Source organism: Streptomyces sp. ISL-94, assembly GCF_018614075.1.
Lineage (GTDB): Bacteria > Actinomycetota > Actinomycetes > Streptomycetales > Streptomycetaceae > Streptomyces.
Window position 1 is genome coordinate 70642 of record NZ_JAGGOZ010000009.1, and the last position, 26386, is coordinate 97027.

Below are 26386 nucleotides of genomic sequence, written 5' to 3' on the forward strand. Positions count from 1 at the left end.
ATCGGGGGGTTGGGACGGGACGAGGGGGCGGACATGGCAGTCGGTACGGGCGCAGGGGTCGGTGCGGAGGTTCCCGCACTGGCGGGGGTGCCGTTGCTGGGGTCGCTCTTCGAGCTGAAGTCGGACTCGCTCGGCACCTACCTGCGGGCGCAGCACCGGCACGGCGACGTCGTACGGATCACCGCCGGCCCGCCCGGGCTGCGCGTCGAGCTGTACTGCGTCTTCTCCGCGGAGGGCGCGCAGCAGGTGCTCGCCTCGGAGTCGGCCAACTTCCGCAAGGACAACCCCTTCTACCAGGAGGTCCGCGACTCTTTCGGCAACGGGCTGCTGACCAGTCAGGACGAGGACTACCTGCGCCAGCGCCGTCTGGTGCAGCCGCTGTTCACCCGGCGCCGGGTGGACGGTTACACGGAGGCCGTCGCCGCCGAGACCGCGTCGGTCGTCGACGCCTGGGAGCAGGCCCCCGACGGGATCGTCGACGTCTCCGAGCAGATGATGCGCCTCGCCCTGCGCGCGGTCGCCCGGATCCTCTTCGGCACCGACGTGGAGGCCACCGTCGACGTGGTCGACCGGTGTTTTCCGGTCATCACCGAGTACGTGCTGCGCCGCGGCTACTCCCCCGCCAACTTCCCCCGTAGCTGGCCGACTCCGGCCAACAAGCGGGCGGCGGCCGCGATGGACGAGCTCTATGCGGTGTGCGACGAGATCATCGGCGAGCGGCGGGCCGCGTCCGCCGCCGAAGGCCCCGGCGAGGATCTGCTGACGCTGCTCGCCGCCGCGAAGAGCTCGGACGACGGGGAGTTCGACGCCTCCGAGCTGCGCGACCAGGTGCTGATCTTCCTTCTCGCCGGGCACGAGACGACCGCCACCTCCCTCTCCTTCGCCCTGCACCTGCTCGCCCGCCACCCCGAGGAGCAGAGCCGGGCCCGCGAGGAGATCTCCCGGGTCCTGGGTGACCGTACGCCCGAGGCCGCCGACCTGGACCGGCTCCCGTACCTCACCCAGGTCCTCAAGGAGGCCATGCGGCTCTACCCGGCCGCCCCGGTCATCGGCCGCAAGGCCGTCGCCGCCACCGAGATCGGCGGCCACACCGTCCCCGCGGGCGCGGACGTGATATTGGCGCCGTGGGTGACACACCGCCATCCCCGCTACTGGCCCGACCCGGACCGTTTCGACCCGGAGCGCTTCGCGCCGGAGGCGGAGGCGGCCCGGCCGCGCTACGCCTGGTTCCCCTTCGGCGGCGGCCCGCGCGCCTGCATCGGGCAGCACTTCTCGATGCTGGAGTCGGTGATCGCGCTGGCGATGATCCTGCGGACGTACGAGTTCGAGGCCGTGGACACCGACATCCCGGTCAGCGCCGGAATCACCCTGCGGACGGACGGCCCGGCGCGCTGCCGGGTCCGTCGCTTGGACGGCTAGCGCCATCCGGCCATCATGACCGGATGGACGAGGAGATTCCGGGGCGTTTGTCCCCTTACGCACGCCGACCCGCGCGCGCGATGCTGCCCGGCTCGCCCGCCCCGGAGCGGCCGCTCCGCCGGGTCGGCGGCTTCTTCCTCTTCCGCTTCCTGACCGCGCTCCCCGACGACCTCGCCGAGGCGGCGTCAGCGCTCGCCGACCCCTTCGAGCGTGCCGCCCGCCTGGTCGGGCGGCTCCTCCACGGCCCGGCCCTGTGGGGCGGCTGGGACAGCGAGGCCGGCCGTCTCGCCCTGGCCCTGCACGGCTTCCACTGGACGCACTGGCACACCGAGACCCGGGGCCCGTACGGAACCTTCACCGCGGCCCCGGGCAAGGTCACCGTCCGCCCGCCCTGGCGGCGCGGCGACACCGCCCGCGAGTCCCGCTCCGCCGCCTGCACCCTGCGCCGTGTGCCATGGCTCCGGCGCCGCCCGGCCCGGGTGGACCTCGCCTTCGCGGACGGCTCCTGGCTGACCCTGCGCATGAACAGCCGGGCGGACGCGTCCCGCCTGCGCGCCGCGCTCGCCCGCTGACCAGGCGCGGTCGGCCCGCTCGGGCTCACCTCCTGGCCTCCGGGACGTGAGCCCGGAGGCCAGGAGGCTTGGAGAGCTGCCGGCAGGGCCCGACAAGCCGTCGGTCAGGGGACGGTCAGGGGCGGACGTAGGGACGGGTCATGATCTCCATGTTGTGGCCGTCCGGATCGTCGAAGTACGCGCCGCGACCGCCGAACAGGCGGTTGATCTGGCGGGGTTCGGTATGGCTGGGGTCGGCGTAGTAGGTGACCCCGACCGCTTCCAGACGGGCGATCATGGTGTCGAACTGCTCGTCCGGCACGAGGAACGCGTAGTGCTGCGACTGGATCGGCTCGTCACGCTTCTCGTAGTAGTCGAGCGTCACGCCGTTGCCGAGGTCGACGGGAAGGAACGGCCCGAATGGAGCGCCGACCTCCAACCCCATGACCACGGCCAGGAACTCGGCCGACAGCTGCCGGTCCCTGGCATAGACGGCGGTGTGATTCAACTGGACAGAGGTCGTCGGCAGTGCGGATGCGCACGGGTACTGCTGTTCGTTCGGCATGTGGTGTGTGTCTCCGGTCTCGGGATCCGCTGGGAGGGGCGCCTCATGGGGGCGCCGGGCAGAAGACTCGGAAAGGGAGGCGGGGCTCTTGCCCGCCTCGCGCTCACGCCGAGGCCGGGAGCCTTACTCGTGCATGGCTCATGGCCGACCCGGCAGTCACCCGACTGATTTTAGTGATCATCACGGGCCGAGGCAACACCCCTTCCTCGGTTGTGCTTCACCATCAGCCAGCAGAACTCGGCCTGGTAGCACCGCCATTGCCCCTAGATCCGGTCGGCGCTCGGCGTGTGGTTGCCCTGGAGTCGTTCGAGGTCCGAGGGCCGGACCTGGATGGCGAGCAGTGCGATGACCGCGCCGACCAGGGTGAACACCGCCGCCGCCACGAAGGCCGCGGATACGCCCGCGGCGAGGACCTGGTCGCCCCAGGGTTTCGGGAGCTGTCCGGTGCGCTCGAAGAAGGACCGCTGCCCGGGGTTGGCCGTGCGGAGGAAGAGCGGCGCCTGGTCCTTGGCCTCGTTGCGGCTGGCCGTACCGAAGACGGTCACCAGGATCGACAGGCCGAGCGAGCCGCCCACCTGCTGCATCGAGTTGAGCAGCCCGGACGCCGCGCCCGACTCCCGGTCGGGGACGTTGGACAGGGCCATCAGGGTCAGCGAGACGAACTGCAGTCCCATGCCGGTGCCGAACAGCAGGATGGGGCCGAAGATGCTGCCCAGGTACGTGGAGTGGATGTCGGTCAGCGTCAGCCAGGCGAGTCCGGCCGCGCAGCACAGCGCGCCGGCGACCATGAAGGGCTTGGGCCCGTACTTCGGCAGCAGTTGGGACGCGGTCGCGGCGGCCAGCGCGACCATGACGCTGACCGGCAGGAAGGCGAGCCCGGCGCGTAGCGGGCTGAAGCCCAGCACGTTCTGCACGAACAGGGTCAGGAAGAAGAACATGCCGAAGATCGCGCAGGCGAGGAAGAGCATGATCCCGTACGTGCCCGCCCGGTTGCGGTCGGCGAACATGTGCAGCGGGGTGATCGGCTGCGGCGAGCGCCGCTCGTTGAGGACGAACAGGGTCAGCAGGACCACGGCGGCGCCGAAGGAGCCGAGGGTCCAGCCGTCGCGCCAGCCTTCCTGAGAGGCGCGGATGAAGCCGTAGACGAGTGCGACCATGCCGCCGGTGCCCAGCAGTGCGCCCGGGAAGTCGAAGTGTCCGGGGTGGCGTTCGGACTCGCGGATGACCCTCGATCCCAGGAGGGCGATCGCCAGGGCGATGGGGACGTTGACGAAGAGCACCCAGCGCCAGTTGAGCCATTCGACGAGGACGCCGCCCGCGAGCAGGCCGATCGCGCCGCCGCCGGCCGAGACTCCGGCGAACACGCCGAAGGCGCGGTTGCGGGCCGGTCCTTCGCGGAAGGTGGTGGTGATCAGCGCGAGGGCGGTCGGGGAGGCGATGGCTCCGCCGACGCCCTGGAGGGCTCGGGCGGCCATCAACTGGCCCGCGTTCTGGGCCAGTCCGCCGAGGAGAGAGGCCACCCCGAAGAGCAGGACGCCGAAGATGAAGACGCGCTTGCGGCCGAGGATGTCACCGGCGCGGCCGCCGAGGAGCAACAGGCCGCCGAAGGCGAGGGTGTAGGCGTTGACGACCCAGGAGAGGCTCTCGGTGGAGAAGTCGAGGGCGGTCTGGATGTGCGGCAGCGCGATGTTCACGATGGTGATGTCGAGGACCACCATGAGCTGGCAGGAGGCGATGACGAACAGGGCGATCCCGTTCCCGCTCCCTCGGACCTTGCCGTCGGTCCCGGTGCTGGTCGGCGTTGCGTTCGGGTCCACCCTCTCGACGCTAAGCCCGGACACGTGGCGTCACCACTCGAACGGCCTAGGCGGTGTGACATTTCACATGTCAAACTGCGGGCATGGATGACTTCCTCAGGCTCTCCGCGAGCACGGCCCGATTCACCTACGGCGCCCCGCGGGCCTTCGCTTTCGGGGCCGACGGCCGGCTGCTCTGGTTCCTCCGCTCGACCGGGCCCACCGACCCGGTGGACAGCCTCTGGGTCCTCGACACCGCCACCGGTGCCGAGGCCCTGGTTGCCGATCCCCGCGAACTGTGCCCCGAGCCCGGCCCCCTCCCCACCGCCGAGCGCCGGCTGCGCGAGCGCACCCGGCTGGCCGCCGACGGCATCGGCTCGTACGCGCTCTCCGGCGACGGCCGGCGCGCCGTCTTCGCGCTCTACGGGCAGCTCTACGGGGCCTCGGTCGACGAGCCCGGGCAGCCCGCCGAGCCCGGGAAGCCCGAGGAGATCCCTGCGGCCGGTCCCGCCGTGGACCCCCGCCCGAACGCCGACGGCTCCCGCACCGCCTACGTGACCGGCGATGCCCTGTACGTGACCCCGGGCGGCCGGGTCAGCCCCGCCGACGGGGCCCGCTGGGGGCTCGCCGAGTTCGCCGCCGCCGAGGAGCTGGGCCGCAGCCGAGGGCACTGGTGGTCCCCGGACGGGGTCACCCTGCTCGCCGCCCGCGTCGACGAAACAGCCCTCCAGCGGCGCTGGTTCGCCGACCCGGTGCACCCCGAGCTGCCGGCCGAGGACTTCGCGTACCCGGAGGCGGGCGGCCCCAACGCCGATGTCCAGCTGTGGGTGCTGGGCCCGGACGGGGCCCGGATACGGCTGGACTGGGACGCCGAGACCTGCCCGTACGTCTCCGACGCGGGCTGGGAGTCCGAGACGGAGATCCTGCTGACCGTCCAGGACCGGCTCCAGCGCACGGTGCTGCTGCTCTCCGCCGACCCCGCCAGCGGCCGTACCCGGGAGCTGTCCCGCACCGCGCACCCCCAGTGGGTGGGCCCCCTGGTCCCCGGCACCCCGGCCCGCCTCCCCGACGGGCGGATGCTGACCGCCGCCGACACCCCCGGCGGGGCCGCCCGCGCCCTCGCGGTCGACAGCGTGCCGATCACCGGCGACGGGATCCAGGTCCGCGGCGTCGCCGGCGTCCACGAGGGCCGGCTGCTGATCACGGCCGGCCGGCGCGACCCTGCCGAACAGCAGGTGCTGCTGCTGGACCCCGACGGCGGGGAGCCGGCCCCGGTCGCCGACGGGCCCGGGGTGCACAGCGTCCAGGCCTCGGCGGGGGCGCTGCTGCTGACCTCCGCCGACGCCGACGGGATCCGGCGTACCGTACGCACCCCCGACGGCCGGGAGTTCACGCCCGCCGACCTGTCGGAGCCGCTGCCCTACCGGGTGGTCCCGGTCCTGGAGCGGGTCACCGAGCACGGCGTACCCACCGCCCTCGTACTGCCCCGCGGCCACGTCCCCGGCCGGCGTCTGCCCGTGCTGATGGACAGCTACGGCGGCCCCGGCATGCAGGACGTCTGCGCCGAGCCGCGCCGCTGGCAGGCCCGCCAGTGGTGGGCCGACCAGGGCTTCGCGGTGGTGACCGTCGACAACCGCGGCACCTCGTACGTCTCGCCCGCCTTCACCCACGCCATGTACCGCGGGTTCTCCGAAGTCACCCTGGAAGACCAGGTCGCGGCCCTCCACGCGCTCGCCGCCCGCCACACCGACCTCGACCTCGGCCGGGTCGGCATCCGCGGCTGGTCCTACGGCGGCTACCTGTCGGCGATGGCGGTGCTGCGCCGCCCGGACGTCTTCCACGCCGCGGCGGCCGGGGCCGCGCCGACCGACTTCCGGCACTACGACACGGCGTACACCGAGCGGTATCTGGGCCTCCCCCAGGACCACCCCGAGGTGTACGAGCGAGACTCCCTGATCGCCGACGCCCCCCGGCTCTCCCGCCCGCTCTTGCTGGTCACCGGCCTGGCGGACGACAACGTCCATCCCTCCCACACCCTGCGCCTCTCGCAGGCCCTGACGGACGCGGGCCGCGCGCACCAGCTGCTGGCGCTGCCCGGCGTCACCCACATGGCCCCGGGCGGGACGCGGGAGAAGATCATGGCGATGGAGCTGGAGTTCTTCCGCCGCGAACTGGGCGCGTGAACCCGAAGGGCCCCGGAGACGCCATTGGCTCCGGGGCCCTCCGTCTTCCCGTAAGAAGCCCCGTCAGTCACCCGGGCCCCTCTGCTTACACCAAATGACATGCCACCTCGCGTGAGGCGGCGAGCTGCAGCAACGGCCGCTCGGTGCGGCAGATGTCCTGCGCCTTGGGGCAGCGCGGGTGGAAGCTGCAGCCCGGGGGTGGAGCGGCCGGGCTCGGCGGGTCGCCGAGCAGCACGATCCGCTCCCGCCGCCGCTCCGCCGCCGGGTCGGGCAGCGGTACGGCGGACAACAGCGCCCGGGTGTATGGGTGCTGGGGGTTCTCGTAGAGGGACTTCTTGTCCCCGATCTCGACGATCCGGCCGAGGTACATGACGGCGACCCGGTCGCTGACCCGTTTGACCACGGACAGGTCGTGCGCGATGAACACGTAGGCGAGGCCCAGTTCGGCGCGCAGCCGTTCCATGAGGTTGACGATCTGGGCCTGGACGGAGACGTCGAGGGCGGACACGGGCTCGTCGGCGATGATCAGCCGGGGGCTGGTGGACAGCGAGCGGGCGATGCCGATGCGCTGGGCCTGGCCGCCGGAGAACTCGTGCGGGTAGCGGTCGATGTGCTCGGGGATCAGGCCGACCAGCTCCATCAGCTCGGCGGCGCGGCGGCGGGCGTCAGCGGCGCTCCAGCCCTGGACCAGCAGCGGGTCGGCGATGATCCGCGCCACGGTCTGGCGGGGGTTGAGGGAGGAGTGGGGGTCCTGGAAGACCATCTGGATGTTCTTGCGCAGCGGCCGCATGGCTCTCTGGGAGAGCCGGCCGATCTCCGTTCCCTCGAAGGCCACCCGGCCCGAGGTGGGCTCCAGGAGCCGCACGATCATCCGGCCGGTGGTGGACTTCCCGCAGCCCGACTCCCCGACCAGGCCGAGGGTCTGCCCGGCGGCCAGGTCGAAGGAGACCCCGTCCACGGCGCGCACGGGCGCCCCCCGGCGCCCGGTCGCGGACCGCTTCCCGGGGAAGGCCATGGTGAGGTCCCGTACGGACAGCAGCGGCTCGGAACTCGTCGTCTTCATCGGGCCGCCTCCTCGGCGGTGCGGGCGCCGGCGAAGTGGCAGGCCACCATGCGCTGCGGTCCGTCGCCGTCCCGATCGTCCCCGTACGCCAGCAGCTCGGGCCGTACGTCGTCACAGGGCTCGGCCGCGCGCGGACAGCGCGGGGCGAAGGCGCAGCCCGGGGCGGGCGCGAGCAGGGAGGGCGGGGAGCCGGGGATGGAGGTCAGCGGGGCGTCGTCGGTGGTGTCGAGGCGGGGCAGCGAGTCGAGCAGCCCGCGGGTGTAGGGGTGGGCGGGATCGGCGAACAGGGCGTCGACCGGGGCCTGTTCGGCGGCCCGGCCGCCGTACATGACCAGCACCTCGTGGGCGACGCGGGCGACCACGCCCAGGTCATGGGTGATCAAGACGACGCCGAGGCCGCGCTCCTGCTGGAGCCGGGCGATCAGCTCCAGGATCTGGGCCTGCACGGTGACGTCGAGCGCGGTGGTGGGCTCGTCGGCGATCAGCAGTTCGGGTTCACAGGCCAGGGCCATGGCGATCATGGCGCGCTGGCGCATGCCGCCGGAGAACTGGTGCGGGTACTCCCCCGCCCGGCGGGCCGGTTCCGGGATGCCGACCTCGCCGAGCATGTCGACCGCCCGTTTGCGTGCGGCGGACCGCCCGGCCTTGAAGTGCACCCGGTAGTGCTCGGCGATCTGCTCGCCGATCGTGTAGTAGGGGTGCAGGCTGGAGAGCGGGTCCTGGAAGATCATGGCCATCTTGCGGCCGCGCACCTTGGCGAGTTCCCGCTCGGGCAGGCCCGTCAGCTCCCGGCCGTCCAGGGCCACCGAGCCGCCTGTCTCGGCGCCGCGGTGCAGGCCCATGACGGCGAGCGAGGTGACCGACTTCCCCGAGCCGGACTCCCCGACGATGCCCAGGGTGCGGCCGGCCTCGACGGTGAAGCCGAGCGAGTCGACGGCCCGTACGGTGCCGCGCGGGGTGGTGAAGGTGACGCGCAGATCGCGCACTTCGAGCAGGGCGGCCATCAGTACCTCACTCTCGGGTCGATGACGGCGTACAGGAGGTCGACGACGAGGTTGGCGACGACGATGAAGAAGGCGGCGAGCACGGTGACCCCCAGGACCACGGGCTGGTCGGAGCTGACCAGGGCCCCGTAGAACAGCCGCCCGATGCCGGGGAGTCCGAAGATGGACTCGGTGATGACGGCTCCGGCGAGGAGCCCGCCGAGGTCCATGCCGAAGATGGTCAGGATCGGGGTCATCCCGGAGCACAGCCCGTGCTTGACGACGACGGTGCGCTCGGGCATGCCCTTGGCGCGGGCGGTGCGGATGTAGGGCTCGGCCATCGCCTCGATCACCGAGCCCCGGCTCTGCCGCGCGTACATGGCGGCGTAGAGCAGCGCGAGCGCGGTCCAGGGCAGCAGCAGGTTCGAGGCCCAGGCGAGCGGGTTGTCGGTGAAGGCCTGGTAGGCGGGGTAGGGCAGCAGCCCGGCGACGCGGATGACCCCGTAGATGAGCATCACGGAGGTGAAGTAGACCGGCAGCGAGGCGGCCGCGACCGCGCCGACCATCAGGGCCTTGTCGGTGGCGGTGTCCTTGCGCAGGGCGGCGGTGACCCCGGCGCCGAGGCCGAGGACCAGCCACAGGGCGGCGGCGCCGACGGCGAGGGAGGCGGAGACCGGGAGCCGGTCCATCAGCAGGTCCCACACGGGCAGGGAGTTCTCGTACGAGTAGCCCAGACAGGGGAAGTCGCACTGGACGGCGTACTGGCCGGTGCCCAGCGTGCGGCCGGTGAAGATCCCGGTGAGGAAGTCGGCGAACTGCCGCCACAGGGGCTGGTCGAGGCCGAGGTACGCCCGTACGTCGGCCAGTCGCTCGGCGCTGCAGCTCTTGCCGCAGGCGGCCGCGGCCGGGTCGGAGGGCAGGACGTAGAAGATGAGGAAGGTGACGGCGGCGATGGCGAGGAGCACGCCGGCGAGGGCGAGCAGGCGGCGGGCGAGGTAGAGGATCACGTACGGCCGCCCCTCGGGTCGAGGATGTCGCGCAGGGCGTCGCCGAGCAGGGTGAAGGCGAGCACGGCGAGGAAGAGGAAGACGCTCGGGATGACGAAGTACATGGGGTCGGTCTCGTAGAAGGCGACGGATTCGGCGATCATCTGGCCCCAGGACGGGGTGGGCGGGCGGACGCCGACGCCGAGGTAGCTCAGGGCCGCCTCCGTGCTGATCATTCCCGGGATGAGCAGGGTGGTGTAGGCGATGACCGGGCCGGAGACGCCCGGGAGGATGTCGCGGGTCAGGATCCGCCAGGAGCTCGATCCGCCGACGCGGGCGGCGTCCACGTACTCGCGGTGTTTGAGGGAGAGGGTCTGGCCGCGGACGACGCGGGCGACGCCGGGCCAGCCGAAGAGCCCGATGACGGCGGTCATGAGGACGATGCGGTTGACGTCCTTGGCCACGGACAGCATCGCGATCATGAAGATGAGGGAGGGGAAGGACATGGTCAGGTCCATCAGCCGGGACAAGGCCGCGTCGGTGCGGCCGCCGAAGTAGCCGGCGGCGATTCCGGCGGCCGTGCCGGCGAGGACCACGATGGCGGTCGCGGCGAAGGCGATGAGCAGGGAGACCTGGGCGCCGTGGACCACGCGGGCGAACAGGTCGCGGCCGGTGACGGGTTCGACGCCGAGCCAGTGCTCGGGGCTGATCCCGCCGAGGGAGCCGAGGGGCTGGCCCCCCAGGTAGGGGTCGATGGCGGTCTTGTCGAACTCCTCGGGGGACCAGCCGCCGAGCGCGCCCAGCCAGGGGGCGGTGGCGGCCATGAGGACGAAGAGGAGGACGAGGCAGAGGCTGACGCGGACGGCGGGGCGGCTGCGGAGCTCCCGCCGGGCGAGCTGCCAGGGGCTGCTGCCGGGCGCTGCCGCGGGCCGGACGGTGGCGGCATCGGGGGCTGAAGCGGTGCCGGGGGCCGAGGCGGCACCGGAGGCCGAGGCGGCACCAGAGGCCGAGGCGGCGCCGGGGGCCCGTGCGGCACCAGGGGCCGGGGTGCCGTCAGGGGCCGGGGTGCCGTCAGGGCCGGGGGCTGCCCGGTCGTCCGGGACCGGTGCGGTGGTGGTCATGGGTCGGGGGCTCCGGATTCCTCAGCCCTGGCTCTTCGAGGGGTCCTTGAGGCCGACGGTGGCGTAGTCGATGGTGCCGGTCCACACGGGGTGGCCGTAGGCGCCCGCGATGTTGGGGCCGACGAGCAGCGGCTTGCGCTCCAGCAGGACCGGGACGGCCGGGGACTTCTTCATGATCTCCGCGTCCAGGTCGATCCAGGCCTGGTTGGCCTGCGTGGCGTCGGCCATGGCGTTGATCTCGTCGATCCGCTTCATGGTCGCGTCGTCGCGGAACTGGCTGTTGTTGCCCTGGTTGCCCTTCTCCTTGATGGTGCGTCCGTCGAAGACGAAGGGGATGAAGGTGGACCCGGAGGGGTAGTCGGGGCACCAGCCGCTGAGCGTCATGTCGGGGGTGGTGGAGAGGTCGCCGATGACGTCGTAGTAGGCGCCGGGGTCGATGGTGTCGACGACGACTTCGATGCCGGCGCGGGACAGGCCCTGCTGGAGGGCCTCGGCCTTGGCCTTGTCACCGGTGGAGACGGCGAGGGAGACCTTGAGGGTCTCCTTGCCCGCGGCCTTGAGCAGTTCCTTGGCCTTGGCAGGGTCGCCGGCCGGGGCGATCTTGAGGGTGTCGGCCTGCTTGCCGCCGGAGAGCGCCGGGGGCAGGTAGGCGGTGGCGACCTCGTTGAGGGCCGGGCCGCCGCCCGCGGTGATCACGGATTCCTTGTCGACGGCGTACTGCATGGCCTCGCGGACCTTGGGATCGTTGAAGGGCGCCCGGGAGTTGTTCAGGTAGAGCATCTCGGTGCAGCCCTGGGACTCTGCCAGCAGGCGCGTCTTGACCTCCGGCTTGGGCAGGACCTTCGGCGCGCTCTCGGGCCGCATGTCCATGTACTGGACGGCGGAGGCGTCGGCGCCCTCGCCGGCGATGATCCGGTCGTCGATCTGGCCGCCCTTGAGGCCCATGACGACCGTGAACTTGTCCGGGTAGGCCTTGCGGACGGTGTCGGTCTGGGCGTCCCAGTGCTCGTTGCGGACCAGGACCAGCTTCTTGTCGCGGTCGTACGACTCGATCTTGTACGGGCCGGAGGAGAAGGGGCGGGCGTCGTACTGGGTGCCCTTCTCCTGGGCCTGGGGCACGGGGGCGAAGGTGGGAAGGGTCGCGGTCGCGGAGAACTCGGCGACGGGCCGCTTGAGTTCGAAGACGATCGTGCGGTCGTCGGGGGTCTTGACCGAGTCGAGGTGCTGTCCCTGGAGCGGGCCCTTGTAGCCCTCGGCGCCGGCCAGGTACTGGGCCGCGTAGTCGGGGCCGCCGGTGAGGTCGGGGGCGAAGGAGCGCTCGACGTTGTACTTGATGTCCTGGGCCTTGATGGGCGAGCCGTCCTCGTACTTCACCCCCTCCTTGAGGGTGAAGGTCCAGGTGCGGCCGCCGTTGGAGGGGGTGCCGAGGTCGGTGGCGAGGTCGGGGACCAGCTCGCTGCCGCCCTTGCCGGGCTCGGCCTTGAAGGTGACGAGCGTGCGGTAGAGCAGCCGGGTCCCGAAGTCCATGGCCGGCATCACCCAGTTGCGGGCGGGGTCGAGGTGGGCGAAGTCCTGGTTCGACAGGACGGTGAGGGTGCCGCCCTTGACCGGGGTGCCGCCGAGGACCTTGCCGTCATTGGCCGCGGCCGGGTTGGAGGCGCCCGCGCCGGCGGAGCCCTTCTTGGGGTCGGAGCAGCCCGAGGCGCCGAGTGCGAGTGCCGCCACCAAGGTGGTGGCGAGGGCGAGTTGGGTGCGCTTGGTCATGGGTCACTCCAGTGAAGGGCCGCGCTCTAGGGTGTGACCGGTAACATAGTAATGTGAAATTGTACTGACAAGGGGTTTGCGCCGCCGTTATCCAGCCGTGTCCAAGTCCCGCCCGTTCAAAGGCGGTTGGGCCTGCCCAAAGCGGACCGCCCGCCACCCGGCCGGATTGGCAGGGTGGCGGGCGGTCCTCACCGTCAGTCCAGGATGTCCGGGATCGGGTCGGTGTTGCTGCGCTGGACGGCCGCCTTGGAGCCGGCGGCCGAGCCGAGGGCCCAGTCGGAGAGCGCCATCGAGTCGGCGTAGCGCTCCTCGTCGTTCAGCAGGACGCCGATGACGGTCTTGCCGTTGCGGTTCACGGCGAAGACGAGGCACTTGCCGGCCGCGGTTCCGGTGCCGGTCTTGACGCCGATCGCGCCGGGGTACTCGTAGCCGGTGGGGCGGGGCTGGAGGAGCAGGTTGCTGTTCTTCCAGGCGGCGTCGGTGGAGGTGCCGCCGGTGCTGTACGAGGTGGCCTTCACGACGGCTTGGAAGGTGACGCCCGTCATCGCGTACTTGGTGAGCTTCGCGAGGTCGCGCGGGGTCGTGAGGTTGTTGCCGGTCGGCGAGATGCCGTCGAAGGAGTCGTAGACGGTGTTGGTCATGCCCAGGGCCTTCGCCTTGGCGTTCATCTTGGCGATGAAGTCGGCCGTACGGGCCCCGGTGGTCGTGCCCGAGCCGAAGGTGTCGGCGAGCGCGTAGGCGGCGTCGCCGCCCGACGGCAGCATCAGCCCGTACAGCAGCTGGCGGACCGTCGGTGTGGCGCCCGCCACCAGGTGGGCCGAGCTCGCGCCCTCACGGACGACGTAGTCCAGGTACTCCTGCCGGATGGGGACCGTCCTGGTGAGGTCGATCCCGGGCGAGGTGGTCACCACGATCATGGTCATGATCTTGGTAGTGCTCGCCATCTGGCGCTTGGTGTCGGCCTCCTTGGAGAAGAGCTCGGTCCCGGTGGCGCTGTCCAGCAGGAACGCGCCGGCGGCGGTGACGGGCGGCGCGGCGGCGGCCTGGGCCGGCACGGACACCGCGAGCAGGGCTCCGGTGGCGACGGTGACGGCGAGTGCGGCGCGTCCGCGGCGCATCAGCTTCGATATCAAGTTCGGTCCCCGTGTTGGCAGGAGAAAGATGGAGGGGCGCGGGCACCGAGGTGCCCACGCCCCTCCGGAAGCTTACGCAGAACCCTCCCGCCCGCCGAGACCCCCTGTCACCACCGCCTGCTTGAACGGCCGTTCGGCGCCGGCATCACAGCCCCGAGCCGAGGCCGCCCGGGGTGCGGCCGACGGGCTCGTCGCGGCCCTGCGCCCAGAGGGAGCGGACATGGCCGAGGTGGCGCACCATGCAGGCCTCGGCCGCCTCGGCGTCTCCGGTGAGCATCAGGTCGAGCAGCTCGATGTGCTCCTCGGCGGAGGAGACCAGCTTGCCGGCCTCGTCCAGTCCGGTGAGCCCGTACAGCCGGGAGCGCTTGCGCAGGTCGCCGACCGTCTCCACGAGGCGGTCGTTGCCCGCCAGTCCGAGCAGCGTGAGGTGGAAGCGGCGGTCCGCCTCCAGGTAGCCGATCAGATTGTGCTCGCGGGCGCTGGTGACGATCTCCTGCGCGATCGGGCGCAGCGCCTCCAGCTGCTCGGCCGTGGCGATCTTGGTGATCCGCCCGACGGTCGGCACCTCGATCATCGTGCGCAGCTCGGTGTACTGGTCGAGATCGCGCTCGCTGACCTCGGTGATCCGGAAGCCCTTGTTGCGGACGGGCTCGACGAGGCCTTCGCGGGCCAGGTCGAGCATCGCCTCGCGCACCGGCGTGGCCGAGACCCCGAGCTCCGCCGCGAGGCCCGGCGCCGAATAGACGCTCCCGGGGCGCAGCTCACCCGCTATCAGGGCTGCTCGGAGGGCGTGGCCGACCTGGTCGCGGAGCCGTTCCTGGGCCTTGATGAGACTGTGCTGCTTCAGGTCACCCATTGCTTTTCCTCCGAGACCCCTTACCCACCAGTGGGCGGAGGAACAGCGTACAATGTCACGTTTCGCTGTTTCCCCCGGCGGCCTCGAACAGCGCGACCGCCACGGCAAGATCCTCCCAGGCCATACCCACGCTCTTGAAGACCTGTGGACAACCCGGCGGCCCGCCCGTCGGCATCCGCCCGGTGACCAGGTCGGCGAGGGTGCCGGTGATGTGACCGGGCCCGATGGCCCCTTCCGCCTCCGGCACCAGCAGGTCCCCGGCCTCGCGCAGGGCCGCCGCGCGCGACTCCACGTACACGGCGGAGCGCCAGATGAGGGCGGTGTCGGTCTCGCGGGCCTCCGGCTCGTGCGAGCCGACCGCGACGACCACCGCCCCGGGCCTCACCAGCCGGCCGTCGAAAAGGGGTGCGCGGGCCGTGGTGCAGCAGACCACCAGGTCGGCGCCGGCCACGTCCCCGGCCGTCCCGGTGCGGGCGGGTACCCCGAGGGTCTCGGCGTGCTCCGCCAGCCTCCGCGCCCCGATCGGCTGCCGGGCGACCACCGCCACCTCGGACAACTCCCGTACGCCAAGCACCGCTTCGAGGTGGCCGTACGCCTGCGGGCCCGACCCGAAGAGCACCAGCCGAAGCGGCCGCCCGGCCGGGGCCAGGTGGCGCACCGCCAGCGCGGAGACCGCCGGGGTGCGCAGGGTGGTCAGGGTCGCGCCGTCGAGCAGGGCGAGCGGGCGCAGCGTCGGCCCGTCCATCAGCAGGTAGGACCCGGTGATCCGGGGCAGCCCGCGGGCCGGGTTCCCGGGCGCCACCCCGGCGATCTTCACCCCGGCGTACGAGGCCGACGCGGCGGGCATCAGCAGCAGTTCGCCCCCGCCGGGCACGGCGAGCGCCGTGCGCTGCGGGCAGGTCTCGGGATCGAGGCCGGCGAGCAAGGCGTCGGCCAGGGCGTCGGCGGCTGCGGCCGGGGTGAGCAGCTCGGCCATGTCCGCTCCGGACCATTGCGGGAGTTCAGTCACCGAAGACCCCAGCCCGCGTGACGGATGGCACGTCTCTGACTGCGTGGCGAGAACCAAGCGCGCACGTGAAGTCCCAAGGCCTGTCGTCCGATCCGGGCTGGTTTCGACCCGGCTGGTGCTGATCGCAGAAGCCTCGCTCGTTCGCTGAGCGATCGAGCAGCGTGAGCCAGGAATCCCACTCCCTGGTGAGCGGGAGGATTCACAGCAGGAAGCCCGTCCCGAGCGCGTCATTCGGGTCGGCGATGAAGGTGTGCTCACCGGTGCGGTACGCCGCCCCGGTGACCTCCGTGACCAGCCCGTGAACGCCGCCCGCGACCGCCCGGCCCGTGAAGACCGTGCCCGCCACCGACTCGTGCAGCAGGTCCTCGCCCGGACCGAGCCGCCCGTCCTCCGCCAGCAGCGCGAGCCGGGCCGAGGTGCCGGAGCCGCAGGGCGAGCGGTCGACCTGCCCGTCGGCGAAGACGGTGACGTTGCGGTGGTGCGGCCCGAAAGGAGTGCCGGGGAGCTCCTCGTGGAGGATCACCCCGTAGATCCCGGAGAGCAGCGGCCCGCCGGGGTGCCAGGTGGCCGGGTGGGTGGCCAGCGCGGCCCGGATCTCCTGTCCGGCGCGGATCAGGGCGGGCAGGGCGGCCCGGGAGACATCCAGGCCGAGTTCGCGGGCGGCGACGGAGGCGTAGCAGGCCCCGGCGTGCGCGATGTCCACCTCGACGAGCCCGAGCGAGGTGGCGACCGGCACCTTGCGGGCGCCGATCCGGGCCGGAACGTTGCGGAAGGTGACCCCGGCGGTGCGGCCGCCGTCCCGGTGCACGGTGGCGGTGACCCGCCCGGACGGCACGTCGATGCGCACCTGCGCGTCCCCGTCGTCCGGGGCCGCGACCCGCCCGGTGTCCACGGCCCAGGCTCCGAGGGCCATGGTGCCGTGGCCGCAGGCGGTGGAGTAGCCGTCCTTGTGCCAGAACAGCACGCCGAAGTGGGCCCCGTCGTCGTCCGGGGGCACGACGAACCCCCCGTACATCCCGGCGTGCCCGCGCGGCTCCTGCACGAGCAGGCGCCGTACGTCGTCCAGGGCGCCCCGGCGCGGGGCCGTCCCGGAGCCTCCCGGCCCGATGGCGGTGGCACAGCGCTCGGCGACGGTGTCCCCGGGGACGGGCGGAAGGCTGTCGGCGGCGATGTCGACGATGCGGAAGGGCTCGCCCGCGGTGTGGTAGTCCACCGTTCGGACGGTGATCACAGGAAGAATCCTCCCGGGAAGGGGTCGGCGGGGTCGAGGAAGTACTGGGCGGTACCGGTGATCCAGGCCCGCCCGGTCACGGTGGGGACGACGGCCGGAAGCCCGCCGACGGTGGTCTCCCCGATCAGCCGGCCCGTGAACTCGGTGCCGATGAAGGACTCGTTCACGAAGTCCGCGCCGAGCTCCAGGAGGCCGCGGGCGTGCAGCTGGGCCATGCGCGCGCTGGTCCCCGTACCGCAGGGCGAGCGGTCGAACCAGCCGGGGTGGATGGCCATGGCGTGCCGCGAGCGCCGGGCGTCGGAGCCGGGCGCGGCGAGGTAGACGTGCTTGACCCCGGCGATGGAGGGGTTCTCGGGGTGGACGGGGCGGTCGCCCGAGCCGTTGACCGCCTCCATGACGGCCAGCCCGGCGGCGAGCAGGTCGTCCTTCCGGGCCCGGTCGAAGGGGAGCCCGAGGGAGTCGAGTTCGACGAAGGCGTAGAAGTTGCCGCCGTAGGCGAGGTCGTAGGTGACCGTGCCGAAGCCGGGGACCTCGGCCTTCAGGTCGAGACCGACGCAGAAGGAGGGGACGTTGGTGAGGGTGACGGCGGTGGCCGCACCGTCCTCGACCTGTACGTCGACGCTCACCAGCCCGGCCGGGGTGTCGAGCCGGACGGTGGTGACCGGTTCGACGACGGGCACCATGCCGGTCTCGACCAGGACGGTGGCGACCCCGATGGTGCCGTGCCCGCACATGGGCAGCAGGCCGGACACCTCGATGTAGAGGACGCCGAAGTCGGCGTCGGGCCGGGTGGGGGGCTGCAGGATGGCGCCGCTCATGGCGGAGTGCCCGCGCGGCTCGTACATGAGCAGGGTGCGGACGTGGTCCGTGTGCTCGATGAAGTGGAGCCGCTTCTCGGCCATGGTGGCGCCGGGGATCACCCCGACTCCCCCGGTGATGACCCGGGTCGGCATGCCCTCGGTGTGCGAGTCCACCGCGTGGTAGATGTGGCGTGTGCGCATCATGTCCCCCCTTGGACGGGTTAGTTGAGGCCCTCGGCGAGGGCCTTCTCGGTGGCGGCGCGGACGGAGGCGCCGGTCTCGCCGGTGAGCGGGAAGCGCGGCGGTCGGGTGGGGCCGCCGGGGCGGCCGGCCAGGTCCATGGAGAGTTTGATGGCCTGGACGAACTCGGTCTTGGAGTCCCACCGGAGCAGGGGGTGCAGGGACTTGTAGAGCGGCAGGGCGGTGGCGAGGTCGCCGGCGACGGCGGCCCGGTACAGGGTGGCGCAGGAGCGCGGGATCGCGTTCGGGTAGCCGGCGATCCAGCCGACCGCGCCCGCGAGGGCCAGTTCGAGCAGGACGTCGTCGGCGCCGATGAGCAGGTCGAGGCCGGGGGCGAGTTCGGCGATCTCGTAGGCGCGGCGCACGTCCCCGCTGAATTCCTTGACGGCGACGATGGAGCCGTCGCCGTGGAGGCGGGCGAGCAGGGCGGGGGTCAGGTCGACCTTGGTGTCGTACGGGTTGTTGTACGCGACGACGGGCAGGCCGGCCCGGGCGACCTCGGCGTAGTGGGCGCGTACGGTCTGCTCGTCGGCACGGAAGGCGTTGGGCGGCAGGAGGAGTACGGAGCCGGCCCCGGCCTCGGCGGCCTGGTCGGCCCAGCGGCGGGCTTCGGCGCTGCCGTAGGCGGCGACGCCGGGCATGACGCGGGCTCCGTCGCCGGCGGCCTCGACGGCGGTCCGGACGACGCGCGCCCGTTCCTCGTGGTCGAGGGTCTGGTACTCGCCGAGGGAGCCGTTGGGGACCACGCCGTCGCAGCCGTTGGCGATCAGCCAGGCCACGTGTTCGGCGTACGCGTCGTAGTCGACGCTGAGGTCCTCGCGCAGGGGGAGCGTGGTGGCGACCATGATCCCGTGCCAGGGCCGGGTGCGGGTGTCGCCGCCGGGCATGGGGGTGGGAACGGGCGCGGGGGTGGGCGCGTGGGTCATGAGGTGACTCCCTAGTGTGGTGTGTGACATTTTACTAGTGGGTGTGAGTCCGCCACAAGGGGCCGGGCGGGCCCGATCAGCGGTCGGCCGGGGGGAGTTCGGCGAGGTGGCGCAGCGGGACCGGGCAGGACAGCGGCCGCCGGTCGGGGGCCGGCGGTTCCCCGGACAGGGCGGCCACGGCCGGGCCGCACATCCGGCCCTGGCACCAGCCCATGCCGGCCCGGGTGAGGAGTTTGACCGTACGGGCGTCGCGCGCGCCGAGGTCTTCGGCGGCCTCGCGGATCCGGCCGGCCGGCACCTCCTCGCAGCGGCAGACAACGGAGTCCTCCCGCAGCCAGCCGGTCCAGCCCGGGCCCGGGCAGTGGGCGGCGGCCATCGCACCGGCGAAGGCGCGCAGCCGGGCGCGGCGGCGGGCGAGGGCGGCGGTGACGGGCCGACCGGCGGCGGTGAGGGCGGCGATCTCCCCCTCGGTGAGGGCGAGTTCGGCGCCGCCGATGCCGCCGGTCTCCCCGGCGGCCCAGATGCCGGGGACGGAGGTGCGCTGCCCGGCGTCGAGGTCCAGGGCCACCGTGCCGTCGGCGCTGCGCACGGTGGCGCAGCCGAGGCCGGTGGCGAGTTCCAGCTGGGGCACGAGGCCGTGGCCCACGGCGAGGGCGTCGCAGGGGATCCGGCGGGCGGTGCCGGGCAGGGGGCGCCAGTCGCGGTCGAGCCGGGCGACGGTGACGGCTTCGACGCGGTCGGTGCCGTGCGCCTCGACGACGGCGGACCGGGTCAGGAGGCGGATGGCGCCCCTGAGCAGCGCGCTTCCGTGGAGGGCGCCTTCGGCGAGTTTGCCGGGGTTGCGGAGGAGCGTGGTCACCTTCCGCGCGTACGCGGTGTAGGCCGAGGCCTCCACCACGGCCGGGACGGTGGCTCCGGCGGCGGCCAGCGAGCCGGCCACGGCGAGCAGGAGGGGGCCGCTGCCGGCGACGACGATCCGGCGGCCGGGGAGGACCAGGCCGCCCTTGAGCATGGCCTGGGCTCCGCCGGCGCCGACCACGCCGGGCAGGGTCCAGCCGGGGAAGGGGAGTTGGCGCTCGTACGCGCCGGTTGCGAGCAGGACGCGGGCGGCGCGGACGGTCGCCGCGTGCTCGTCGGGACCGGCCACGGCGTGCAGGGTCCACCGGTCGCCTTCGGGGACCACCGTCCACACGTGGTGGAGCGGGAGGTACGTGATGCGGCCCGCCGACTGGTGGGCGCGCAGGGCGGCTTCGCGGGTGGCGAAGGCGGCCCAGCCGTGGTGGAGGGCCTCGGGGCGGGCGGCGCCGAGGCCGGGCGCCGGGCGGCGGTAGAACTGGCCGCCGGGCTGCTGCCCCGCGTCGAGGAGGGTGACGCGCAGGCCGTGGCCGGCGGCGGTGACGGCGGCGGCGAGCCCGGCCGGGCCGGCGCCGATGATCGCGAGGTCGGCGAGGTCGGCAGCGTCGGCGAGGTCGCCGGGGTTGACGGCGCCGGCGGGTTCAGATGCCGAGGTCTGCATGGCCCGTGCCCTCCTGGGTGGTGACGGTGTCCCCGGGGCGGGCGGGGACCAGGCAGGCGCGCTGGTTGGGGCGGCCGTTGACGGTCACGAGGCAGTCGTAGCAGCTGCCGATCCCGCAGAAGGCGCCGCGCGGGGCGGCGGACTCGCGGGTGGTCCGCCAGGCCAGGATCCCGGCGGACCACAGGACTGCGGCAATGGACTGGCCCTCCTGCGCGGGGAGTTCGCGCCCGTCGAAGGCGATGGGGTACGCCGATTCCGGGCTGCCGCCGACCAGGGAGCGGGGGCTTCGCATCAGGGGGTCCTCCTCGGGGGTGTCGGGGGCCGTTCCCCGGCCGGGGGCTCGTCGGCGGCCTCCCCGAACCGGGCCGGACGGAAGGGCAGCGGGTCCACGGGCGGGGCCGTTCCCGTCAGGGCGGCGGCGATCAGCGCGCCGGTGGCCGGGGCCAGGCCGATGCCGGCGCCCTCGTGGCCGCAGGCATGGAGCAGGCCGGGGCGGCGGGGGTCGGGGCCGATCGCCGGGAGGTGGTCCGGGAGGTAGGGGCGGAAGCCGTGGTAGGTGCGCAGCACCCGGACGTCGGCCAGGACCGGGAAGAGGGCCGCCGCCTGGGAGGCGAGGCGGCGCAGGGCCTCGGTCGAGAGGGTGCGGTCGAAGCCGACGCGTTCGCGGGTGGCGCCGATCAGGACCGGGCCCGACGGGGTGCCCTCGACCACCGCGGAGGACTGGAGGGCCGCCGAGCCGCTGGCGACATCGGCGATGTAGTCGGCGGCGTAGACCTTGTGGCGGACGACGCGGGGCAGCGGTTCGGTGACCAGGACGAAGCCCCGGCGCGGCAGGACGGGGAGGCCGACCCCGGCGAGGGAGGCGATGCGGCCGCCCCAGGTGCCCGCGGCATTGACCACCGAGGGGGCGAGGAGTTCACGCCGCGGGGTGCGGACGCCCCGTACGGCGCCGGCGGCGTCCAGGAGGATGTCCGTGACCTCCTCGCCCAGGTGGACCTCGGCGCCCGACGCGGCCAGCAGGCGGGCCGCCGCCTGGGCGGGCTGGACCTGGGCGTCCTGGGGGTAGTGGAAGCCGCCGGCCAGGCCCGGGGCCAGGTGGGGTTCCAGGTCGCGGAGGTCCTCGGCCGCCGCCTCGGCCGCTTCCACTCCGGCCTTGCGCTGGCCTTCCGCGAAGCGTCGCAGCGCTTCGAGCGAAGCCTGGTCCGGGGCGACGACGAGGCCGCCCTTGGGTTCGTACTCGATCTCCTGCGGGAGGGCCGCGGCGAGTTCGTTCCAGAGCCCGGCGGAGAGAAGGGCGAGGTCGAGTTCGGGGCCCGCCTCCTTGTCGGAGACGAGCAGGTTGCCTTCACCGGCGCCGGTCGTGCCGCCCGCGACCGGGCCGCGGTCGACCACGGCCACGGAGAGTCCGGCGCAGGCCGCGTAGTACGCGCAGGCCGCTCCGACGACGCCGGCCCCGATGATCACGACGTCGGGAGAGTGTCTCTTGAGCACGGCAGTAATATGTCACATTCTTTAGGAGCTGCCCAGACCGGTCCCGGGGCCGGGACCGGTCCGGTACGGATCAGCTGCGGAGCGGGCCCTCACAGCTGTAACTCGACGTCGCGGCGGCCTTGTTGGACCAGATCTCCGGCGCGCCGAAGGAGCAGTTCATGTCGGCCAGGTTGTTCGAGGCCGCGCCGGCCCGGTCGAGGATGAAGTAGTCGACCGTCTCGGACATGTCCTTGAAGTTCTGGTCGTCGCTGCGCCAGTTCTTCAGGTTCGCGGTGATCCGCCCGGTGCAGGTGAAGCGCCGCTTGCCGGGGTCGCCGTTCTCGACGCAGTCCGGGTTGTTGTACGTGGCGGTGGCGAAGGCCGACTTCACCGAGGCGAGCGCCGTATCGCGCAGCTGCTCGTTGGGGGTGAAGGAGGTGTTCGGGACGAAGAGCTGGTCCACCTTGGCGATCTGCGCGTTCAGGAAGCGGTCGTAGTCGCGCTGGAGGTAGGTGTCCGCGCCCATCCGGCCGCGCCAGGCGTCGTACGCCGCCACGTCGTTGTTGCGCAGGTGCGTGTACATCTCGCGCAGCAGGGAGGGCTTCTCGGTCCACAGGAACTCGAAGAACGTGCCGGCGTAGCTGTAGAAGCGGAATCCGTCGCCGTCGTAGGTGGCGTTGAGCAGCTGCTCGACCGACATGCGGGGGCCGCCGCCGGCGGTGTCGCTGATGACGCTCTTGACCAGGGACTTGCGGACGGCGATGCCGTTGTCGCGGGTGGCGCCGTCGAAGAACTCGGCGGTGCCCTCGTCCATGGCGGTCGTGCGGTCGCTCTCGTACCAGGGGCCTTCGCCGAAGAAGCCGGGGACGGCGTAGCGGCCGTTGAGGTAGTGCGTGTACTCGTGGCGGAAGAGCTCTTCCAGGGTGAGGGAGGAGTCCTGGGGCACGCGGCGCTGGTAGGTGTAGAAGGTGGCGCCGTTCTCGATGTACATGCCGCCGTTGTTGGTGCCGTAGCCGTTCAGCATCGTCTGGTAGGTGACGTAGTCGGCGCGGGAGGCGTACAGCACGATGTTCAGCGTGGTGTTGGGGTCGCCGGCGAGCGGCTGGTCGGTGCCCAGGACGCGGTGGAACTGCGCCTTGACCTGCTTGCTCGCGTAGTAGAGCTGGTCGACGGTGGCCCGGTCGAGGGCCGTGCGGACCTTGATGCCGCCGTTGTCGTAGGTGTAGGTGTTCGGAAAGAGCATCTTCTCGATGTCCTCCTTGCACACCCCGTACGGCTTGCAGGCCTCGTAGGTGTTCAGCCAGGACACGATCTTGGCCCACTGCTCGCTGCCGTTGCCCCAGCCGGCCTTGACGGACCCGAGGAGGGCACCGAGGTCGGCGACGATCTGGTCCCTGAGGCCGTCGACCTGGCCGAAGCGGCCGTACTCGCCGAGGGCGTCGCGGGCCACCCACTCGTTGGCGGTGCCCTTGAGGTGGGTGTGGCCGGCGAAGGCCTTGAACGCGGCGCGGTAGGAGGGGTCGGCCTTCACCGCGGCGTGGAAGGCGGAGTCCTCGTTGCCGGGGTAGACGCCGAGGTAGTTGACGGTGAGGGCGGCGAGGGCCGCACCGCCCCAGCTCGGGTCCTTGTAGATCTCGGGGTGCGACGCGTCCACGGTCGCCAGGACCTTCTTGATGAGGCCGAGCTGGTACTGGCGCAGGCCCGGGCCCGTGGCGTAGAGGGCCTCGCGCAGGGTGCGGGCGTTGGAGGCGGTGACGTCGAAGCTGTGCGCGGCGGCGCCGAAGGCCTCGATGGCGCGGCGCATCGCGTCGACGGTCGCGGCGTCGGTGAGGTCGATCTCGTCGCGCGAGAAGTCGTGGTAGACGGCGGCGTGCAGGTAGGTGAACATCTCCTCCAGGTGCGAGGAGTTACGGCCGTCGTGGGCGGCGGCCAGGCCGGCTATCCGGCGGGACACCGCCTGGACGTGCGCGTCGGACATGACGGGGGCCAGGCGGGCGTCCCAGGTCCAGATGAGGCCGCGCAGACAGCCGTCGGCCAGGACCGCCTGGTCGGCGAGGAAGTCGGCGAACTGCTCCGGGGACAGGCCGGTGATCCCGTCGAGCGTGCAGGGGACGGCGACGGCGAGGCTCCGCGCGGTGGGGGCGGCCTGGGCCGCGGCGCGGCTCTTCTCGGTGCTCGCGGCGGGCGCGGCCTCGGCCGTCGCGGCGCCGGGGACCTGTCCGGTCGCGGCCGTGCCGCCGGGGGCCAGGGCGGGCGCCGGCTTCTGCTCCAGCGGGTGGGCGAGGCGGTCGACCTCGTCGAAGGGATTCGCGGCGGGCGCGCCGGAGAAGGTGCCGGATGCCGTCGCGCTGCCCGCGACGGCGGCGGTGGTCCCCGATTCCGCGGCCTGGGTGGTGGTGGCCTGCCCGGCGGTGGCGAGGAGTGTCACGGCGACGGCGGAGGCGAGAAGGGACGAACGCACAGCTCTGTGCTTGAACACCGAGAACTCCCGTGGGAAAGGTGAGGTGGGGGGTGGTGCGTGAACGTCCCCGGGGCGGGTCAACTGCCCCGGGTCACGCGGCGTTTGACGGGGATTAACGTGCCGCGGTGTGAGCTGTAACATAGTAATGTGAAATTGCACTGACAAGACCTGTGCGCCCATCAGTTCGCATCTTCTTGAGGGAGCCCTAGTGACCGACACCTCCTCCCGCCTCAACACGGGCAGCCACGACCTGCCGGTATCCCCGGAGTTGTCCCGCTTCATGGCGGGGAACTGGGCCGCCTCCCCGCTGCCCGACTCCGACCGCGTCCCCGGCCATGCCGTCACCCCGGCCCGGCGGGCCCGGCTCTCGGCCCGCTTCCCGGGCGAGCGGCTGATCGTCCCGGCCGGCGAGCTGAAGGTCCGCTCCCACGACTGCGACCACCGCTTCCGCCCGCACAGCGCGTACGCCTGGCTGACCGGCCTGACGGGCGAGGACCAGGCGGGCCACGTCCTGGTCATGGAGCCCTCGGGCCCGCACGCGCACGAGGCGGTCCTCTACCTGCGTCCGCGCTCGCCGCGGGCGGGCGGGAACGGGGAGTTCTACCGGGACCGCCGCTACGGGGAGTTCTGGGTGGGCCGCCGGGCCGACCTGGCGGAGGCGGAACGCCTCACCGGCATCCGCTGCGCCCACCTGGACGAGCTCGGGTCACCGGCGGGCCGCGACGCCGCGAGCGACACGGAACTGGCCATCGCCCTCTCGGAGCTGCGGCTGGTGAAGGACGCGTGGGAGGTGGAGCAGCTCCAGCTGGCCGTCGACCACACGGCGGCGGGTTTTGAAGACGTCGTACGGGCGCTGCCGCACGCGCTGGCGCATCCGCGCGGGGAGCGGTGGCTCGAGGGGGTCTTCGGCCTGCGCGCCCGGGCCGAGGGCAACGGCACGGGCTACGAGACGATCGCGGCCTCGGGCGCGCACGCCTGCGTCCTGCACTGGATCCGCAACGACGGCCGGCTCAACCCGGACGAACTGCTGCTCCTGGACGCGGGTGTGGAGACGGACACCCTCTACACGGCGGACATCACCCGCACCCTGCCGCTGTCGGGCCGCTTCTCCCCCGTCCAGCGGCAGGTCTACGAACTGGTCCTGGCCGCCCAGGAGGCGGGTATGGCGGCCCTGCGCCCGGGGGCGAGCTTCCGGGACTTCCACCGGGCCGGCATGCGGGTGATCGCGGAGGGCCTGGCGCAGTGGGGGGTCCTGAAGCACGCGGAGGGCGACCTGCACCGGCGGTACACGCTGTGCAGCAGCGGGCACATGCTCGGCCTCGACGTGCACGACTGCGCGAAGGCGCGGGCGGAGACCTACCTGGACGGCGTCCTGGAGGAGGGCCAGGTCCTGACGGTGGAGCCGGGCCTGTACCTCCAGCCGGACGACGAGACCCTGCCGGTCGAGCTGCGCGGGATCGGGGTGCGCATCGAGGACGACCTGGTCATCACGGCGGACGGCGCCCGCCTGATGTCGGGCGCCCTGCCGCGCACGGTGGACGGCATCGAGGAGTGGATGGGCCGCCTGCTGAACGGCTGAGCCGCCTTCTAGAGAACCTCGGTGGCCGTACGGCGGTGGGTGCTGCGGCGGTCCTCGATGCCGGGCCAGCGGTCCCCGTATACGGTCTTGACGACGGCGGGTTCCCGTACGAAGTCGTGGGGGAACCCGAGCGGTACGGCGCTCACCTCGTCGAGGCGGGCGACGGCATCGGCGTCGAGGCGGACGCCGAGGCAGCCGAGGTTGTCGGCGAGCTGGCTCTCCCGGGTGGCCGCGATGATCGGGACGACGTTTCCGGGGCGGCCGAGGAGCCAGGCCAGCGCCACCTGGGCCGGGGTCCAGCCGCCCTGCTCGGCGATCTCCAGGACGGCGGTGATGACGTCCTCCTCCCGCGGGGTCGGCTTGACGCCCCAGGTATCCAGCCGGCCCGTCCCGCCCCGGCGGTACTTGCCGGTGAGCTTGCCGGCCGCCAGCGGGGCCCAGGCCAGCACGGCGAGGTCGAACGCGCGTGCCTGCGGGAGGAGTTCGCGTTCGGGGGTCCGCTCCAGCAGGCTGTAGCGCAGCTGCGAGCCGGCGAAGGCGGACCAGCCCCGCAGCTCGGCGAGGGTGTTGGCCTGTGCGATCTCCCAGGCCGGCCAGTCCGACACGCCCACGTACAGCACCTTTCCGGTGCGTACGAGGTCGTCCAGCGCGCGCATCACCTCCTCGACCGGGGTGAAGTTGTCGCGGGCGTGCACCCAGAGAATGTCGACGTGATCGGTCCGCAGCCGCCGCAG

22 protein-coding genes are annotated in these 26386 nt (G+C 72.6%); 4 read left to right on the forward strand and 18 right to left on the reverse strand.

Annotated elements, in window-relative coordinates; genetic code table 11:
* Positions 1-33: 33 nt before the first annotated feature.
* Together J7E94_RS02870 and J7E94_RS02875 are read left to right on the forward strand one after the other, a co-directional pair.
* Positions 34-1419 (forward strand): cytochrome P450, encoded by a 1386-nt coding sequence (locus J7E94_RS02870; protein WP_215012015.1) that lies wholly within the window; start codon positions 34-36, stop codon positions 1417-1419.
* Positions 1420-1442: 23 nt separating this feature from the next.
* Positions 1443-1991 (forward strand): hypothetical protein, encoded by a 549-nt coding sequence (locus J7E94_RS02875; protein WP_215012016.1) that lies wholly within the window; start codon positions 1443-1445, stop codon positions 1989-1991.
* Between the two features lie 115 nt (positions 1992-2106).
* Here the strand turns inward: J7E94_RS02875 and J7E94_RS02880 are convergent, their stop codons facing one another.
* Complete coding sequence (locus J7E94_RS02880; RefSeq protein WP_215012017.1) at positions 2107-2535, reverse strand: VOC family protein; 429 nt, start codon at positions 2533-2535, stop codon at positions 2107-2109.
* A 263-nt stretch (positions 2536-2798) separates the two neighbouring features.
* Complete coding sequence (locus tag J7E94_RS02885) at positions 2799-4253, reverse strand: MFS transporter (RefSeq protein ID WP_374224380.1); 1455 nt, start codon at positions 4251-4253, stop codon at positions 2799-2801.
* 182 nt (positions 4254-4435) lie between these two features.
* Here J7E94_RS02885 and J7E94_RS02890 point away from each other — a divergent pair, with 182 nt between their 5' ends.
* Positions 4436-6514 (forward strand): prolyl oligopeptidase family serine peptidase, encoded by a 2079-nt coding sequence (locus tag J7E94_RS02890; protein ID WP_215012018.1) that lies wholly within the window; start codon positions 4436-4438, stop codon positions 6512-6514.
* 85 nt (positions 6515-6599) lie between these two features.
* Here J7E94_RS02890 and J7E94_RS02895 read toward each other — a convergent pair whose 3' ends face one another.
* From J7E94_RS02895 to J7E94_RS02965, 15 genes are all read right to left on the reverse strand, one after another.
* Positions 6600-7577 (reverse strand): ABC transporter ATP-binding protein, encoded by a 978-nt coding sequence (locus tag J7E94_RS02895; RefSeq protein ID WP_215012019.1) that lies wholly within the window; start codon positions 7575-7577, stop codon positions 6600-6602.
* Positions 7574-8581 carry an ABC transporter ATP-binding protein gene (locus J7E94_RS02900; RefSeq protein ID WP_251056035.1) on the reverse strand — a complete coding sequence of 336 codons (1008 nt, stop codon included), beginning with the start codon at positions 8579-8581 and terminating at the stop codon, positions 7574-7576. The genes J7E94_RS02895 and J7E94_RS02900 overlap by 4 nt, the downstream gene beginning before the upstream one ends.
* Positions 8581-9567 (reverse strand): ABC transporter permease, encoded by a 987-nt coding sequence (locus J7E94_RS02905; RefSeq protein WP_215012021.1) that lies wholly within the window; start codon positions 9565-9567, stop codon positions 8581-8583. The genes J7E94_RS02900 and J7E94_RS02905 overlap by 1 nt, the downstream gene beginning before the upstream one ends.
* On the reverse strand, positions 9564-10667 hold the full coding sequence (locus J7E94_RS02910; protein WP_251056036.1) for an ABC transporter permease: 1104 nt from the start codon (positions 10665-10667) through the stop codon (positions 9564-9566). The genes J7E94_RS02905 and J7E94_RS02910 overlap by 4 nt, the downstream gene beginning before the upstream one ends.
* Positions 10668-10688: 21 nt before the next feature.
* Complete coding sequence (locus J7E94_RS02915; RefSeq protein ID WP_215012023.1) at positions 10689-12431, reverse strand: ABC transporter substrate-binding protein; 1743 nt, start codon at positions 12429-12431, stop codon at positions 10689-10691.
* A 194-nt stretch (positions 12432-12625) separates the two neighbouring features.
* The gene (locus J7E94_RS02920) at positions 12626-13549 is read right to left on the reverse strand and encodes a D-alanyl-D-alanine carboxypeptidase family protein (protein ID WP_215012025.1); all 924 of its coding nucleotides are present in this window, start codon (positions 13547-13549) and stop codon (positions 12626-12628) included.
* A gap of 160 nt (positions 13550-13709) precedes the next feature.
* A complete protein-coding gene (locus J7E94_RS02925) occupies positions 13710-14420 on the reverse strand; it encodes a GntR family transcriptional regulator (protein ID WP_215012027.1) in 711 nt (236 codons plus the stop codon).
* A 55-nt stretch (positions 14421-14475) separates the two neighbouring features.
* Positions 14476-15396, reverse strand: a complete 921-nt coding sequence (locus tag J7E94_RS02930; RefSeq protein WP_215012029.1) for an ornithine cyclodeaminase family protein — start codon at positions 15394-15396, stop codon at positions 14476-14478.
* A 232-nt stretch (positions 15397-15628) separates the two neighbouring features.
* A complete protein-coding gene (locus J7E94_RS02935; protein WP_308344461.1) occupies positions 15629-16669 on the reverse strand; it encodes a proline racemase family protein in 1041 nt (346 codons plus the stop codon).
* Positions 16657-17661 carry a proline racemase family protein gene (locus J7E94_RS02940; protein WP_215012045.1) on the reverse strand — a complete coding sequence of 335 codons (1005 nt, stop codon included), beginning with the start codon at positions 17659-17661 and terminating at the stop codon, positions 16657-16659. Before J7E94_RS02940 ends, J7E94_RS02935 begins: the two co-directional genes overlap by 13 nt.
* Before the next feature lie 20 nt (positions 17662-17681).
* A complete protein-coding gene (locus J7E94_RS02945; RefSeq protein WP_215012047.1) occupies positions 17682-18587 on the reverse strand; it encodes a dihydrodipicolinate synthase family protein in 906 nt (301 codons plus the stop codon).
* A 115-nt stretch (positions 18588-18702) separates the two neighbouring features.
* Positions 18703-20142, reverse strand: a complete 1440-nt coding sequence (locus J7E94_RS02950) for an NAD(P)/FAD-dependent oxidoreductase (protein WP_215012031.1) — start codon at positions 20140-20142, stop codon at positions 18703-18705.
* Positions 20123-20434 carry a (2Fe-2S)-binding protein gene (locus tag J7E94_RS02955; protein WP_374224377.1) on the reverse strand — a complete coding sequence of 104 codons (312 nt, stop codon included), beginning with the start codon at positions 20432-20434 and terminating at the stop codon, positions 20123-20125. The genes J7E94_RS02950 and J7E94_RS02955 overlap by 20 nt, the downstream gene beginning before the upstream one ends.
* Positions 20434-21633, reverse strand: coding sequence for an FAD-dependent oxidoreductase (locus tag J7E94_RS02960; RefSeq protein WP_215012033.1), 1200 nt, complete (start codon positions 21631-21633; stop codon positions 20434-20436). The genes J7E94_RS02955 and J7E94_RS02960 overlap by 1 nt, the downstream gene beginning before the upstream one ends.
* 70 nt (positions 21634-21703) lie before the next feature.
* Positions 21704-24091: a collagenase gene (locus tag J7E94_RS02965; RefSeq protein WP_215012035.1), complete on the reverse strand. Its 2388-nt coding sequence runs from the start codon at positions 24089-24091 to the stop codon at positions 21704-21706.
* Positions 24092-24281: 190 nt separating this feature from the next.
* Here J7E94_RS02965 and J7E94_RS02970 point away from each other — a divergent pair, with 190 nt between their 5' ends.
* Positions 24282-25652, forward strand: coding sequence for an aminopeptidase P family protein (locus tag J7E94_RS02970; RefSeq protein ID WP_215012036.1), 1371 nt, complete (start codon positions 24282-24284; stop codon positions 25650-25652).
* Positions 25653-25660: 8 nt separating this feature from the next.
* Here J7E94_RS02970 and J7E94_RS02975 read toward each other — a convergent pair.
* A partial coding sequence (locus J7E94_RS02975; RefSeq protein ID WP_215012037.1) for an aldo/keto reductase occupies positions 25661-26386 on the reverse strand: 726 nt, incomplete at its 5' end.